The sequence below is a fragment of the Amycolatopsis sp. NBC_00345 genome, from assembly GCF_036116635.1.
Taxonomy (GTDB): domain Bacteria; phylum Actinomycetota; class Actinomycetes; order Mycobacteriales; family Pseudonocardiaceae; genus Amycolatopsis.
Genome location: NZ_CP107995.1, coordinates 2,778,271 through 2,790,365 on the forward strand (window position 1 = coordinate 2,778,271; position 12,095 = coordinate 2,790,365).

Annotated in this window: 13 protein-coding genes and 1 pseudogene; 7 read left to right on the forward strand and 7 right to left on the reverse strand. The window is 71.8% G+C overall.

From position 1 onward, the window contains the following. Window positions 1-358 precede the first annotated feature (358 nt). Entirely contained in the window at window positions 359-1,450 is a 1,092-nt protein-coding gene (locus tag OG943_RS12395) for a response regulator receiver protein (protein ID WP_328609889.1), read from the forward strand. On the opposite strand, the gene OG943_RS12400 is transcribed toward OG943_RS12395, so the two are convergent. Both OG943_RS12400 and OG943_RS12405 read right to left on the reverse strand, forming a co-directional pair. Further along, window positions 1,407-2,183 carry a hypothetical protein gene (locus tag OG943_RS12400; protein ID WP_328609890.1) on the reverse strand — a complete coding sequence of 259 codons (777 nt, stop codon included), beginning with the start codon at window positions 2,181-2,183 and terminating at the stop codon, window positions 1,407-1,409. The genes OG943_RS12395 and OG943_RS12400 overlap by 44 nt on opposite strands. Before the next feature lie 61 nt (window positions 2,184-2,244). Further along, a complete protein-coding gene (locus OG943_RS12405; RefSeq protein WP_328609891.1) occupies window positions 2,245-2,928 on the reverse strand; it encodes a TetR/AcrR family transcriptional regulator in 684 nt (227 codons plus the stop codon). An 88-nt stretch (window positions 2,929-3,016) separates the two neighbouring features. On the opposite strand from OG943_RS12405, the gene OG943_RS12410 reads away from it, so the two are divergent. Next, complete coding sequence (locus OG943_RS12410) at window positions 3,017-4,135, forward strand: FAD-dependent oxidoreductase (protein ID WP_328609892.1); 1,119 nt, start codon at window positions 3,017-3,019, stop codon at window positions 4,133-4,135. 160 nt (window positions 4,136-4,295) lie between these two features. After that, window positions 4,296-4,910: pseudogene (locus OG943_RS12415) on the forward strand (ClpP family protease); the annotation flags it as partial. Between the two features lie 54 nt (window positions 4,911-4,964). Here OG943_RS12415 and OG943_RS12420 read toward each other — a convergent pair. Continuing rightward, on the reverse strand, window positions 4,965-5,906 hold the full coding sequence (locus OG943_RS12420) for an AraC family transcriptional regulator (protein WP_328609893.1): 942 nt from the start codon (window positions 5,904-5,906) through the stop codon (window positions 4,965-4,967). An 82-nt stretch (window positions 5,907-5,988) separates the two neighbouring features. Between OG943_RS12420 and OG943_RS12425 the strand changes: the two genes are divergently transcribed. Both OG943_RS12425 and OG943_RS12430 read left to right on the forward strand, forming a co-directional pair. Then, a complete protein-coding gene (locus OG943_RS12425) occupies window positions 5,989-6,810 on the forward strand; it encodes an NAD(P)H-binding protein (RefSeq protein ID WP_328609894.1) in 822 nt (273 codons plus the stop codon). 29 nt (window positions 6,811-6,839) lie between these two features. After that, on the forward strand, window positions 6,840-7,316 hold the full coding sequence (locus tag OG943_RS12430) for an anthrone oxygenase family protein (protein ID WP_328612052.1): 477 nt from the start codon (window positions 6,840-6,842) through the stop codon (window positions 7,314-7,316). 21 nt (window positions 7,317-7,337) lie between these two features. Here the strand turns inward: OG943_RS12430 and OG943_RS12435 are convergent, their stop codons facing one another. Further along, on the reverse strand, window positions 7,338-8,309 hold the full coding sequence (locus OG943_RS12435; RefSeq protein ID WP_328609895.1) for an alpha/beta hydrolase family protein: 972 nt from the start codon (window positions 8,307-8,309) through the stop codon (window positions 7,338-7,340). A gap of 102 nt (window positions 8,310-8,411) precedes the next feature. Between OG943_RS12435 and OG943_RS12440 the strand changes: the two genes are divergently transcribed. Beyond that, complete coding sequence (locus OG943_RS12440) at window positions 8,412-8,984, forward strand: TetR/AcrR family transcriptional regulator (RefSeq protein ID WP_328609896.1); 573 nt, start codon at window positions 8,412-8,414, stop codon at window positions 8,982-8,984. Here the strand turns inward: OG943_RS12440 and OG943_RS12445 are convergent. After that, window positions 8,972-9,574, reverse strand: a complete 603-nt coding sequence (locus tag OG943_RS12445) for a TetR/AcrR family transcriptional regulator (protein WP_328609897.1) — start codon at window positions 9,572-9,574, stop codon at window positions 8,972-8,974. The two genes, OG943_RS12440 and OG943_RS12445, sit on opposite strands and share 13 nt — an antisense overlap. Before the next feature lie 153 nt (window positions 9,575-9,727). On the opposite strand from OG943_RS12445, the gene OG943_RS12450 reads away from it, so the two are divergent. Continuing rightward, complete coding sequence (locus OG943_RS12450; RefSeq protein ID WP_328609898.1) at window positions 9,728-11,179, forward strand: amidase; 1,452 nt, start codon at window positions 9,728-9,730, stop codon at window positions 11,177-11,179. An 81-nt stretch (window positions 11,180-11,260) separates the two neighbouring features. Here OG943_RS12450 and OG943_RS12455 read toward each other — a convergent pair whose 3' ends face one another. Continuing rightward, window positions 11,261-11,749, reverse strand: coding sequence for a GyrI-like domain-containing protein (locus OG943_RS12455; RefSeq protein ID WP_328609899.1), 489 nt, complete (start codon window positions 11,747-11,749; stop codon window positions 11,261-11,263). A gap of 20 nt (window positions 11,750-11,769) precedes the next feature. Then, a complete protein-coding gene (locus OG943_RS12460) occupies window positions 11,770-12,093 on the reverse strand; it encodes a YciI family protein (protein ID WP_328609900.1) in 324 nt (107 codons plus the stop codon). Window positions 12,094-12,095 lie beyond the last annotated feature (2 nt).

Here is a 12,095-nt window from a genome sequence, read left to right on the forward strand (position 1 = left end):
GAGATCCGTCGCCGAGATGGGCAGGCCGAGCCCTTCGGCGTAAGTGCGACGGGTGGCCTGGTTCCCGTAACCGGTGAGCCAGTCGGCAATCGCGGCGAGGAGCCGGGCGGGATCAGCGACCCCCGGCCACGCCTCGACGTCCGCCGACAGGGGGTACCCAGTTTTCGGCCCCGTCGAGGGCGCACCGATCGGCCCCACGATCTCACTCACCGCTGCCATCCCCATCACTCTGCGTCGACCAATTCCCGCCCTGCTGATCTTAGCAACAAAAGCTCTGTTCTGTAGCTAACCTCAATTCTCAGTTAGATAACCACAACCTCGATTAAGGGTTAGATAACTGATCGGATAGGCTGTAGAAGTGCCTGAAGAAGCCGTGATCGAGGACCGGACCACCACCGCGCTGTGCGGGTTCCGTGAGTGCCGAGCACCGTTGCCGCCGCCGGGGCCGCGGGGCGGGCGGCCGTTCGAGTTCTGCCCGGACCGCCGCTGGCCCGGAGACCGGACCTGCAAACAGCTCGCCGCCGCGGACCAGGCGTTGCGGGACGCGCTGGGCGACTCGGTGTCGCACGTGGGCCTCAAGGACGCCGCCGCCGAGTTCACCCGCGCCGCCGCCGGGCTGGGGGAGCCGCTTCAGACGTTGCGTAACGCGCTGGACAGCGTCGCCGCCCGCGCGCAGGACGAGGTGACGGCCGCGCTGACCCGCGCCGAGCAGGCCGAGGCCCGCGCCACCGAAGCCGACGGGTTACGGCAAGCGGCGGACGCGCGTACCGCGGAAGCGGAACAAGCCGTGAACACCGCCGAGGATTACGCGCACCAGCAGCAGGAGCTGGCCATGGCTGCGGACGCCCGCGTCGCCGAGGCCGTCAAGGCGCGCAAGGCCGCCGAGCTGGCGCAGGCGCGCGCCGAAGCCGTGGCCACCGGGGCTGTCGAGCGCGCCGACCTGGCCGCGGAAGAGACCCGCGCCGAACGGGCCCGTGCGGACCGGCTGACCGCGGAGCTGGCCGAGCGTTCCGAGCAGCTCGCCGTCCGCGCCGCCGAACGCGACGCGGCCCTGACGAGCCTCGCCCAGGCGCGCACCCGCGCCGACGAGACCCGCGAATCACTGACCGCGCAGCTCACCCAGTCGGCCGCGGAGCTGACCGAGGCCCGCGCGCGGGCCGAGGAGCTGGAGAATCGCCGTCACACCACCGAACGCGAGCACCGCGCGGAATCCGCGACCGCGGCGGAAACGCTGGCCGAGGAGCGCCGCCGCGCCGCCGTCCTGTCCGACCGGCTGGTGGAGAGCCACGCCCGGCACACGCAGGAGCAGGACGCCCTGCGCGACAAACTGACCCGGGTGCACCAGCTCGTCCTCGCCGAACCCGCCGAGGAGCGTGACCTCCGCGGTGAGCTGCTGACCGAGCTGCTCACCCTCCGTACCGATGGAGGATCTGACTCCCCACCACGCTGAACGCCTCGCCGCACACTCCGCAGGTGATGTCGCCGAGGTCGAAGACGGACAGTGCCGCGCGGATCCGGCGGGGTTTCTCGCACCGGCAGACAGCGGCGAAGTAGTTGGCGCCGCCACGGTGGGCGCCGCGGCCGTCGACCGGGGCGACGTTCACCGGCGGGGCCGGCGGCAGGACCGGCTGATCGGGGTCGCCGAGTTCGTCAGGCGGCGGCGCGACGCGGCTCTGGGCCCGCTGCGCGACCTCGGTTTCGGTGTGGCGCCACACTTTCAGCGCGTTTTCGAGGACGGCGAGCTGAGCCTGGTAAGACGCCACGGTCACGGGCAGCGCGGTGGTGACCGACCAGCCGATCCGGTCGGCCTGCTCGGCCTTGACGCCCAGCTCGTGGGCCAGGGCGGCGAACTTCTTGTTGTGGTACCGGCCATCGCTGACGTCGACGATGTCGCGGGTCGCGGCGAGGCCGTGCGCCGCCTCGTGCAGGGTGGTCCCGAGGATCTCGGCCGCGGGACGGCGCAGCCCCTCACCGCCGAGGAAGAACTCCGCCCGCGGCTCGTGCCCGTCGCCGACGTGCCAGCGGGACCGCGCGAAGTGGCCGTGGATCTCGGTGGTGGTGCCCATCGTCCCGGAGGCGAGCACGAGGATGGCGTCGGGCACGTCCGGGTGCCGGCGCCGGATCTCGGCCCAGAGCTGCTCCATCGCGTGCATCACGCGCGTTGTCGGCCCCAGTTCGTCCACCGGGTCATGGTGGCAAATCTCCCCGCTTAAGCGGTAACCGGCTCGCCGTGATCACGACGCATCACGGCGCGACACCGTTGAGCACCTGTTCCAGGCCGGTCTCGAACTCGGTGTCCCGGTCGGGGTGGGTGGTCTCGCGGACGACGCGTTCCAGGGTGGGGTAGCGGCCGGTGGCGAACACCCGGTCCAGGTAGGGCCCGGACGCCTGCAGCCACTGGCCCTCGTCCTGGCCGGAGGCGCGTTCGACGCGACGGCCGGTGACCTCGTCGCGGACCGCGCCGATGACGTAGGAGTTCACCGTGTGCATGGCCTGCATCGCGGCCTCGAGGCGGCCGAAATCGCCCAGCGCGGCGAGTGACGCCTCCATGTAGGCCAGCGCGTTCGGGCCGAGATTGGGGCGGCCGCCGATCAGGTCGGCGAACCATTCGTGCCGGTGGGCGAGGTGGCGGAGGGACTGGGCGATGCCACGCAACGCGGTCCGCCAGTCGTCGTCCGGGTCGGGCCGGTCCAGTTCGCCGTACATCGCGTCGGCCATGAGGTCGAGCAGCTCCTCCTTGGTGTCGAGGTAGCCGTAGAGCCGCATGGGGCCGGCGCCGAGGGCGGCCGCGACCTTGCGCAGCGACACCGCCTCGAGGCCGTCCGCGTCGGCCAGTTCGCAGGCCGCGGCGACGATCCGCTCGCGGCTCAGCGGACTGGGCGCGGGGCGGGCCGGCGGCTCGGGCCGCTCCCACACGAGCTCGCTCATCGTTCTCCTTCGGTCGACGGGGGTAACGATACAACGCCCGGTGCGATACAGTGTATTGTAGAGATACATCGTATCGAAGGAGTGCTTCATGACCCACATCGCCATCGCCGGAGCCGGGCTCGGCGGCCTCACGCTCGCCCGCGTCCTGCACGTCCACGGCATCGAGTCCGTGGTCTACGAACGCGACGCCTCGCCCACCGCCCGGGTCCAGGGCGGCAGCCTCGACCTCACCGTCGAGGCCGGCCAGCGCGCCCTGCACGAGGCCGGCCTGACCGGCGAATTCCGCGCCATCGCCCGGCCGGAGGGCCAGGACCTGATGGTGTACGACCACACCGGCGCCCTGATGCTGCGCAAGGACACCCCGGACGACGCCCCGCCGTTCGACCGTCCCGAGGCCGACCGGCCGGTCCTGCGCAAGCTGCTGCTCGACTCGCTGCCGGCCGGCACCGTCCACTGGGGACAGGCCGTGGTGGAGGCGGTGCCGCTGCCCGGCGGCCGGCACCGGCTGCGGCTGTCCGACGGCACGACCGCCGAATGCGACCTGCTCGTGGGCGCGGACGGCGCGTCGTCCCGGATCCGCCCGCTGGTCACGCCCGAGGAGCCGGTGCACTCCGGCGCGAACGCCGTCTCGCTGTTCATCCGCGACATCGACCGCGACCACCCCGTGCTGGCGGAGCGGGTCGGGCGCGGCAGCTTGATGGCGATCGGGACGAACCGCACCCTCTCGACCCAGCGCAGCGGCGACGGCAGCGTCCGGGTCAACCTGACGGTGCGCGGCGACGAGGACTGGTTCACCACCTCGGGCATCCCGTTCGACGACCCCGCCGCCGCCCGCGAGGAGCTCAAGCAGCTGTACACGGGCTGGGCGCCGGAGTTCGTCGAGCTGGTGGACGCGACGACCGGCCCGCTCGCGCAGGTCAGGGTGGCCGCGCTGCCGGTGGGGCTGAGCTGGGAGAACGTCCCGGGAGTGACGCTGCTCGGGGACGCCGCGCACCTGATGTCGCCGTTCGCCGGCCTGGGCGCGAACCTGGCGATGATCGACGGCGCGGAGCTGGCGCTGGCGATCGCGGCGGGCACGCCGATCGCGGGCTTCGAGGCGAAAATGCAGGCCCGTGCGGCCGAAGCCGCCGCGGAGTCGGCCGCGAACCTCGAGGTGTTCCTGTCCCCGCGTGGCGCCGAGGGCGTGGCGGAGCTGATGAGCCGCTGAGCGCCGTCGGCCTGGAGTAGCTTCCTCGGGCAGCTACTCCAGGCTGCGGTGCTGCTCGGCCGGGTGATCGCCACGAGCGAACCCCGCACGCCGTGAGCGAACGGCGCCCCGCCGGCGGTCTCGCACGCCCTACGTTCGGTCACGACAGGGATCCCAACGCAGGCAGGAGAAAACGATGACGCTGGCCGCGGTACCCGCGATGCAGGTCCAGGGTGGACAGTCGCTGAACGAGTCGGTGTACGAGCAGTTGCTGCGCGACCGGATCGTGTTCCTCGGCACGGAGGTCACCGACGAGGTGGCGAACCGGATCACCGCGCAGCTGCTGCTGCTCGCGGCCGACGACGCCGAGAAGGACATCACTTTCTACATCAACTCACCCGGCGGCTCGGTCACCGCGGGCATGGCGATCTACGACACGATGCAGCTGGTGAAGCCGGACGTGGCCACCTGGGGGATGGGGTTCGTCGCGTCGATGGGGCAGTTCCTGCTGTCCTCGGGCACACCCGGCAAGCGGCACCTGCTGCCGAGCACGCGGCTGGTGATGCACCAGCCGTCGGCGGGGATCTCGGGCGCGGCCAGCGACATCGCGATCCAGGCCGAGGTGTTCGGGAAGATGAAGCGGCGCATGGCCGAGATCACCGCGCGCCAGACCGGGCAGACGGTCGAGCGCATCACCGCCGACGCGGACCGTGACCGCTGGTTCGACGCCGAAGAAGCGCTGGCGTACGGCTTCGTGGACCACGTGGTCGCCGGCGAGCAGGCGGCGACGGCCTGAGCTTGGTCCCGGTGCCGAAGCCACGCGTGGGGTACGCGGCTGCGGCATCGGGGCTCAGGCGGGGACGCGGGTGCGGTACTGCTGGGGGCTGCGGCCGTACTCGCGTTTGAAGGCGGTGCTGAGCGCGAACGAGCTGCCGTAGCCGACCTGGCGGGCGATCGCGCCGATGGTGGCGTCGGGCTGCTGGCGCAGCAGGTCCGCGGCCAGCGCCAGTCGCCACGCGGCGAGGTAGGCCATCGGGGGCTCGCCGACGGTGCCGGTGAAGCGGCGGGCCAGCGCGGCGCGGGAGACGCCGGTGCCGGCGGCGAGGCCGGCCACGGTCCACGGCCGGTCGGGCTGGTCCTGCAGCAGCCGCAGCGCCTGGCCGACGACCGCGTCCTCGTGCGCCCGGTACCAGGCCGGCGCGGCGGAATCCGGGCGGGCGAACCAGGTGCGCAGCGCGGCGATGAGCAGCAGGTCCAGCAGCCGGTCGAGGACGGCTTCCTGACCGGGGTCGTCGCGGCCGATCTCCTCGGCGAGCAGGGGCACGAGCGGGCTGTCCCAGTCGTCCGCGCGCACCACCAGGATCTGGGGCAGCGCGGCGAGCAGCCGGCGGGACACCTCGCCGACGGTCGGGTAGGTGCCGGTGAGCAGCACGGTCTCGCCGCCGCCCGCGCTGCCCCAGGTCCGGACGCCCGCGTCGGCGAGGTCGGTGAGGTGCTCACCGTCGGGAGTCCGGCATTCCTGCCCGGGCAGGATCACGGCCTGGGGCGGGGTGGCCGGGTCGTCGGCGAACAGGTACGGCTCCGGGCCGCGGGCGATCGCGATGTCGCCCGCGACCAGCCGGACCGGGGCGCCGTGGTCGGGCACGATCCACGCGCCGCCGGTCACCACGGCCACGAGCGTGAGCGGGGCGCGGTCCTCGATGCGCAGCGACCACGGCGGGCGCAGCACCGAGCGGAGCAGGAACGCCCCGTGCGCGCGGGGGCCGTCGAGCAGGGCGGCGAGCGGGTCCATGTCCACCATCGTAGACGCTGAAACATGATATCGAGCCGATGAACCATGGAGAGTCTCACTCGGCTGAGCTTGACTCGCTGTCATGACTTCCGAGACGACAACCCTGGTCCTGGGCGGCACGGGGAAAACGGGTCGGCGCGTGACGCGGCTGCTGGCCGAGCGCGGCGCCGAGGTGCGGCCGGTCTCGCGCGGCAGCGAGCCGCGGTTCGACTGGGCGGACGAGAAGACGTGGGAGCCGGTGCTCGATGGCGCCGGCGCGGTGTACGTGACGTTCTATCCCGATCTGGTGGTGCCGTGGGCGGCGCCGACGGTCCGGGCCTTCTGCGCGCGGGCGGTGGCTCGCGGGGTGCGGCGGATCGTGCTGCTGTCCGGCCGCGGTGAGGAGGCCGCGGCGGTCAGCGAGCAGGTGGTGCGCGAGTCGGGTGCCGAGTGGACGGTGCTGCGCGCGAGCTGGTTCTTCCAGAACTTCAGTGAGGACTTCCTGCTCGGCCCGGTGCTCGACGGCGAGATCGCGCTGCCGGCGGGCTCGGTGACTGAGCCGTTCGTGGATGCCGGCGACGTGGCCGAGGTCGCCGTCGCGGCGCTCACGACGGACGCGCTGGTGGGCCGGACCGTGGAGCTGACCAGTCGCCGGCTGCTGACCTTCGCCGACGTCGCCGCCGAAATCTCCTCGGTCACGGGGCGGGATGTCCGCTACCGTCCGGTTTCTGCCGGGGAGTTCGTCCGGCTGGTGACGGCGTCGGGGGTGCCGGCGGACGAGGCCGCGATGCTCGCCGGGCTGTTCGCGCGGGTGCTGGACGGGCGGAACTCGTCCGTCACGGATGACGTCGCGCGAGTGCTGGGGCGGCCGGCGCGGGACTTCGCGGATTACGCGCGGGCCGAGGCGGAGGCCTGGGCGCGATGACGGTTTTGGCTGTGGGGAAGGAACGCACGATGTTCTCGGTGTCCGGAGTGGTCCTGGTGGCGGCGATCGTCGCGGCGGGGCTGATCGCGGGTCTGTTCTACGCGTACGCGGTGTCGGTGATGCCCGGGCTGGCGCGGGCGGACGACCACACGTTCGTCACCGCGATGCGGCAGATCAACGTCGCGATCGTCAACGGCTGGTTCCTGCTCACCTTCCTCGGCGCGCCCCTGCTGGCCGCCGCGGCCGCGGCGTTGCACCTGCCCGCGGACCGGCGTGCGGCGCTGCCGTGGCTGATCGCGGGTTTTGTGCTGCTGCTGGTCATGGTCGTGATCACGGGGGCGGTGAACATCCCGATGAACAACGCGCTGGAGAACGGCACCGCGAGCCTGGCCGAGCTGCGGGCCCGGTTCGAGACCGGCTGGGTGCGCTGGAACCTGCTGCGCGCGCTGGTGTCGACGGCCGGCTTCGGGTGCCTGCTCGGCGGGTGGCTGGCGCGGGGTCGCTGAGCGTCTTCGTGAAGCGGCCGGTCAGGCCTTGGCGTCGATGCGGCCGTACGAGGCGGTGTGCTTCTCGAACGCTGCGCGCGCCTCAGCCCAGGCTGGGTCGGAGGTGTCGGCCGCCGAGCGCAGGTAGGCCCACGTCAGGCGCTGGGTGATCGCGAGCAGTTCGGGGCTTTCGTCGTCCGTCTCCTTCAGGTCGTAGCCCGTGATCCCGCCGAGGAAGTGCTTGGCACCGAACAAAGTCAGCAGGTAATCAGCGCCGGGGCTCTGGTGGTAGGGGTCGGCGTGCCACTCGGCTCCGCGCACGGTCAGGGCCGGGTTGACGTCGGCGTCGCCGTACGCGACCAGGGCCCGGGTCGTCATGGGGGAGAAGTCGAGGTCGAGTTCCGGGTAGGCCGCTCGGACGGCGTCGGTGAGGCCGTCGCCGTTGCCGGTCGGGGCCAGCAGCAGGCCGGCCTTGATGCGCGGCTCGGTGAGGTCCTCGTCGCTGGTGTTCCCGTCGGCGTCCTTCAGCCGCGCGCCGAGCAGCACGGCGATGGTTTGCGCGCCGCCGGAGTGGCCCACAGCCAGGACAGTGCCGTGGTCGAGACGCCCGGTGAGGCCGGGAACCTGCTGCTCGATCTCGGCGAGGCGGTCGAGGATGAGCTTCATGTCGGCGACGCGGGCGCGCCAGAACATCGGGTGGCCCGGCTTCTCGGGGTCGAGGCCGAAACCCCCGATCTTCGAGCTGAGGTGAGTCGGCTGCAGCACCGCGAAGCCGCGCGCCGCGTAGAACTGCACGATCGGGTCGTAACCGTCCTTGGACGCCAGGTAGAGGGAGGCGCCGCCCCCGTGGGACAGCAGGACGACCGGCAGGTTTTGGCCGCCTGCGGGTGCAGTGACCCGCAGTTCGAGCGGCAGGCCCCGGTCCGGGGACGGCAGGGTGACCGTGGTGACGGCGAGACTGGGGTCCGGGTCGGCGACGGGGATGTTCACGGCGTCGCTGATCAGGTTGTTCATGCGGGGCTCTCCTTGGTGCCGCGGGACGGCTGCGGCTAAAGTGGAACATCGTTCAGCTGACGATAGTATGGAACATCGATCCGTTTTGCCAAGGAGGTGCGCATGGCCACTCATTCGCACGGGACAGCGGCCCGCCCCGTGCGACGGGATGTGCAGCGCAATCTCGATGCACTGCTTACGGCCGCCGCCGAAGTGTTCGTGTCGGACGGCGTGGACGCGCCCGTGCGGCGGATCACCGCCAAGGCGGGGGTGGGCATCGGCACGCTGTACCGGCACTTCCCGGAGCGTTCGGACCTCATCGTCGCGGTCTTCCGCCGGGAGGTGGACGCCTGCACCGCGGCCGCCCCGGCCCTGGCGGCCACCTGCGAACCCGTCGAGGCCCTCGTCCGCTGGCTTGAGCGCCTGGCGGAGTTCGTCGCCACGAAGCGCGGGCTCAAAGCCGCCCTGCACTCCGGCGATCCTGCCTACGAAAGCCTGCCCGCCTACTTCAAGGAGCAGTTCCTGCCCGTCATCGAGGAGCTGACCGGTGCCGCCGTCGCCTCGGGGGACATCCGTCTCACGATCACGCCGTACGACCTGTTGCGCACCATGGCCGGCGTCGTCGACCCGGAGGACGACGCCTACACGAAACGCATGATCACCCTGGTCGTCGACGGCCTGCGTTACCGGGCCTGATCCGGGACCGGCACGACACCGGCAGGGGAGCGGTGCCGGTCCAGAATCCCCGCGACGATCCTCATCAGCCGGTCCCCCGTCTGATCGATGCTTCCGTTCTGCGCGCTGACTTGCGCGCCTTCCAGTACGAAGGTGATCTCGGCCGCGGTCTGCTCGGGATCGGGCAGACCAGCCTCGGCGCACAGGCCGGCCAGCCTGCGGGCCTGGCGGGCCTTGTGCTTCTCGATCACTTGCCGTGCGGGATGGGAGCGGTCGGGCAGCTCGGCGATGGAGTTGATGAACGGGCAGCCCCGGTGGGAGATCGCCGGCAATCCCTCGGCGATGAAGCGGGTCACGCCCAGGATCTGTTCCCTGGGCCGGCCCGGGTATTCGGCTTCGACCCGGTCGAACGCCGCCTGGTAGTCGGCGGCGACGATCCGCAGCCACTCCGCGACCAGTGCGTCCTTGGTTTCGAAGTGCCGGTAGATCGCCGTCTTGGTGGTCTCGGCCTTCTCGGCGATCGCCTGGACGCCCACCTGCCGGATCCCCTCGTTCTGGAAGAGTTCCTCCGCCGCGTCGAGGATGCGCTCACGTGGCGGCAGTTTCGCCACCCGGCTCGGCCTTCCGGCAGTTGATGCCATGACTGCTCCGTGACCTCCGGTCGGTGGTGGACCTCTCATCCCCGGTTACGGTACCAGTCCGTCCCATGCGATACCGTTCGGTATCGTTAGGTACTCAACGGTATCGCTTGAGGGAGCAGAGCAGTGAGAGTTACCGAGTACGTGAGCTTCGACGCGGTCGGGCTCGCGGAGCTGGTGGCCAAAGGCGAGGTGGCCCCGGCCGAACTGGAAGCCGCCGCGCGCGAGGCTGCGCAGGCGGTCAATCCTCAGGTCAACGCCATCGTGGAGACCTGGCCGGCCGACGACGAGCCCCGTCCCGGCAGCACACCGCTGGCCGGGGTCCCGTTCCTGATCAAGGACATCGGGGCCGCCATGGCCGGGAGGCGCATGGAGCTGGGCAGCCGGCTCGCGGCCGGCAACGTCGCCGGCGCTGACTCCTCCCTGATGCGGCGCTTCCGTCGCGCCGGCCTCGTGACGTTCGGGCGTACCGCGACACCGGAGATGGCTTACAGCATCACGACGGAACCAGCGCTGTACGGCGCGGCCCGCAATCCGTGGGACCTGGAGCGGAGCGCGGGCGGATCCAGCGGGGGCGCGGGCGCCGCTGTCGCGGCCGGGGTGGTCCCGATCGCGCACGCCACCGACGCCGCCGGTTCGCTCCGCATCCCCGCCGCCTACAACGGCCTCTTCGGGTTGAAGCCCACCCGTGGCCGGGTCTCCATGGGCCCCGGCGTCGACGAGGTCTTCGGCGGCCTGGCCGTGCACGGCAACGTCAGCCGCACGGTGCGCGACAGTGCGGCGCTGCTCGACCAGATCCGCGGCCCGGAACCGGGTGATCCCTACTTCGCGCAGCAGCCGTCCCGGCCGTATGCGGAGGAAGTCACCCGCCACCCGGGCTCGCTGCGGATCGGCGTCCTCACCCAGTCCTGGGGCGGACGCCGCACCACCGCACCGGTGGCCGACGCGCTCTCTCGCACCGTGCGCCTGCTCGAATCCCTCGGCCATCGGGTGGAGGAGGCCGAGGTCGGCCTCGGGGCCGGCTGGGAGGAGTTCGTCCTGGCCAACGCCCGCCTGTTCACGGTGAATCTCACGGCTTCGGTCGACGAGCTGGCTGCCGCGTTCGGCCGGCCCATCGACTCCGCGACCCTCGAGCCGGTGACCCTGGCCAGCTACCACTACGGGCAGCGGGTCAGTGGCGCCGAGTTCGTCGCCGCTCTCGCGATCCGGAACCGGGCCGCCCGGAGCCTGGCCCGGTACTTCGACGCTCACGACATCCTGCTCACCCCGACCTCGCCGGAGCTTCCCCTGCCCTTGGGCACCTACGCCGAGGGCGCGGAGGCGCTGGACGGCCTTGGCTGGATCGACCGCCTCAACGACCGCTCGCCGTTCACCACGGCGTTCAACGTCGCGGGCACACCCGCCATGTCCGTGCCGGTGACGGCCGACGTCGAGACGGGGCTCCCGATCGGTATGCAGTTCGCTGCCGGTTACGGGCTCGAAGGCCGTCTCTTCCGCCTCGCCGGACAACTCGAACAGGCCTGCCCGTGGTCGGGCCGGACCCCCACGGTGTGGGCCGGGAACTCCACGGATCGCTGAGGGTTTCTCTTGGGCGCCCGGCAGCCGACTGACCCTGTCGGACAGGGCTCGGCCCTGGTCCAGCGGACCGGTCCGGCGGGGTCAGCCGGCGAGGCGGAAGTACAGGTCGGTCTCCCAGTTCGTCGCGTCGGGCTCGATGCGTGGGTCGGTGCGGTAGACCTCGAGGCGGCCGGCCCAGTGCTCGCCGTCGGTGGTCTCGGCGCGGTCCCAGTGCACGCCTTCGCGTTCGCCCCACTCCAGGACGGCGGCGGTCGCGGCGTAGAGCCCGTCCGGTGCGCCGTGGTGGGTGCTCATGGCGTACTTCCCGCCGGGCACGACGCCGGTGAAGTACTCGTCGCCGAGGTCCACGGGCTCCTCGACCGGGACGCAGGCCTCCACGGTCAGGCTCGTCATGCCGGGCGCGATCACGAGGTAGCGGAAGAACGGCGCGCCGGCGGGCGTGACGCCCCGGGCGGCGAGCGCGCCCACGATGGCACTGATGCGGTGGGCGACTTCGCGCAGGCCTTCGGCGGTGACGGTGTCGCGGAACCCGGCGTAGCGCTGGGCCGGACGGTCCACAAAGGACGGCATAGCTGGTCTCTCCTTGGTGCTCAGCCCAGCATGGGGCGGACTTCGATGCTGCCGTAGGTGGCGGCGGGGTGGCGGGAAGCGAGATAGACGGCTTCGTCGAGGTCGGTGCAGTCGATCACGGCGTAGCCGCCGATCTGCTCCTTGCTCTCGGCGAACGGGCCGTCGCTGAGCTGGACGCCGCCGTCACGGACGCGGACGGTGGTGGCGGTGGCTGGTGGGTGCAGGCCCCCGCCACCGACGAGGTCGGCGCCGCGGTCGCGCAGCTCGTCGGTCCAGCCGCCGCAGCCGGCGGTCTTCTGCTCTTCGGTCGGCTCTTCACCGGCGATCATCAGCAGGTAGCGCACGG

What these genes read in the sequence shown, in the direction of transcription:
- OG943_RS12410 (WP_328609892.1), top strand. Translation starts at nt 3,017, where the DNA reads ATGACCCACATCGCCATCGCCGGAGCCGGGCTCGGCGGCCTCACGCTC.
- OG943_RS12430 (WP_328612052.1), top strand. Translation starts at nt 6,840, where the DNA reads ATGTTCTCGGTGTCCGGAGTGGTCCTGGTGGCGGCGATCGTCGCGGCG.
- OG943_RS12440 (WP_328609896.1), top strand. Translation starts at nt 8,412, where the DNA reads ATGGCCACTCATTCGCACGGGACAGCGGCCCGCCCCGTGCGACGGGAT.
- OG943_RS12425 (WP_328609894.1), top strand. Translation starts at nt 5,989, where the DNA reads ATGACTTCCGAGACGACAACCCTGGTCCTGGGCGGCACGGGGAAAACG.
- OG943_RS12420 (WP_328609893.1), bottom strand. Translation starts at nt 5,906, where the DNA reads ATGGACCCGCTCGCCGCCCTGCTCGACGGCCCCCGCGCGCACGGGGCG.
- OG943_RS12455 (WP_328609899.1), bottom strand. Translation starts at nt 11,749, where the DNA reads ATGCCGTCCTTTGTGGACCGTCCGGCCCAGCGCTACGCCGGGTTCCGC.
- OG943_RS12405 (WP_328609891.1), bottom strand. Translation starts at nt 2,928, where the DNA reads ATGAGCGAGCTCGTGTGGGAGCGGCCCGAGCCGCCGGCCCGCCCCGCG.
- OG943_RS12435 (WP_328609895.1), bottom strand. Translation starts at nt 8,309, where the DNA reads ATGAACAACCTGATCAGCGACGCCGTGAACATCCCCGTCGCCGACCCG.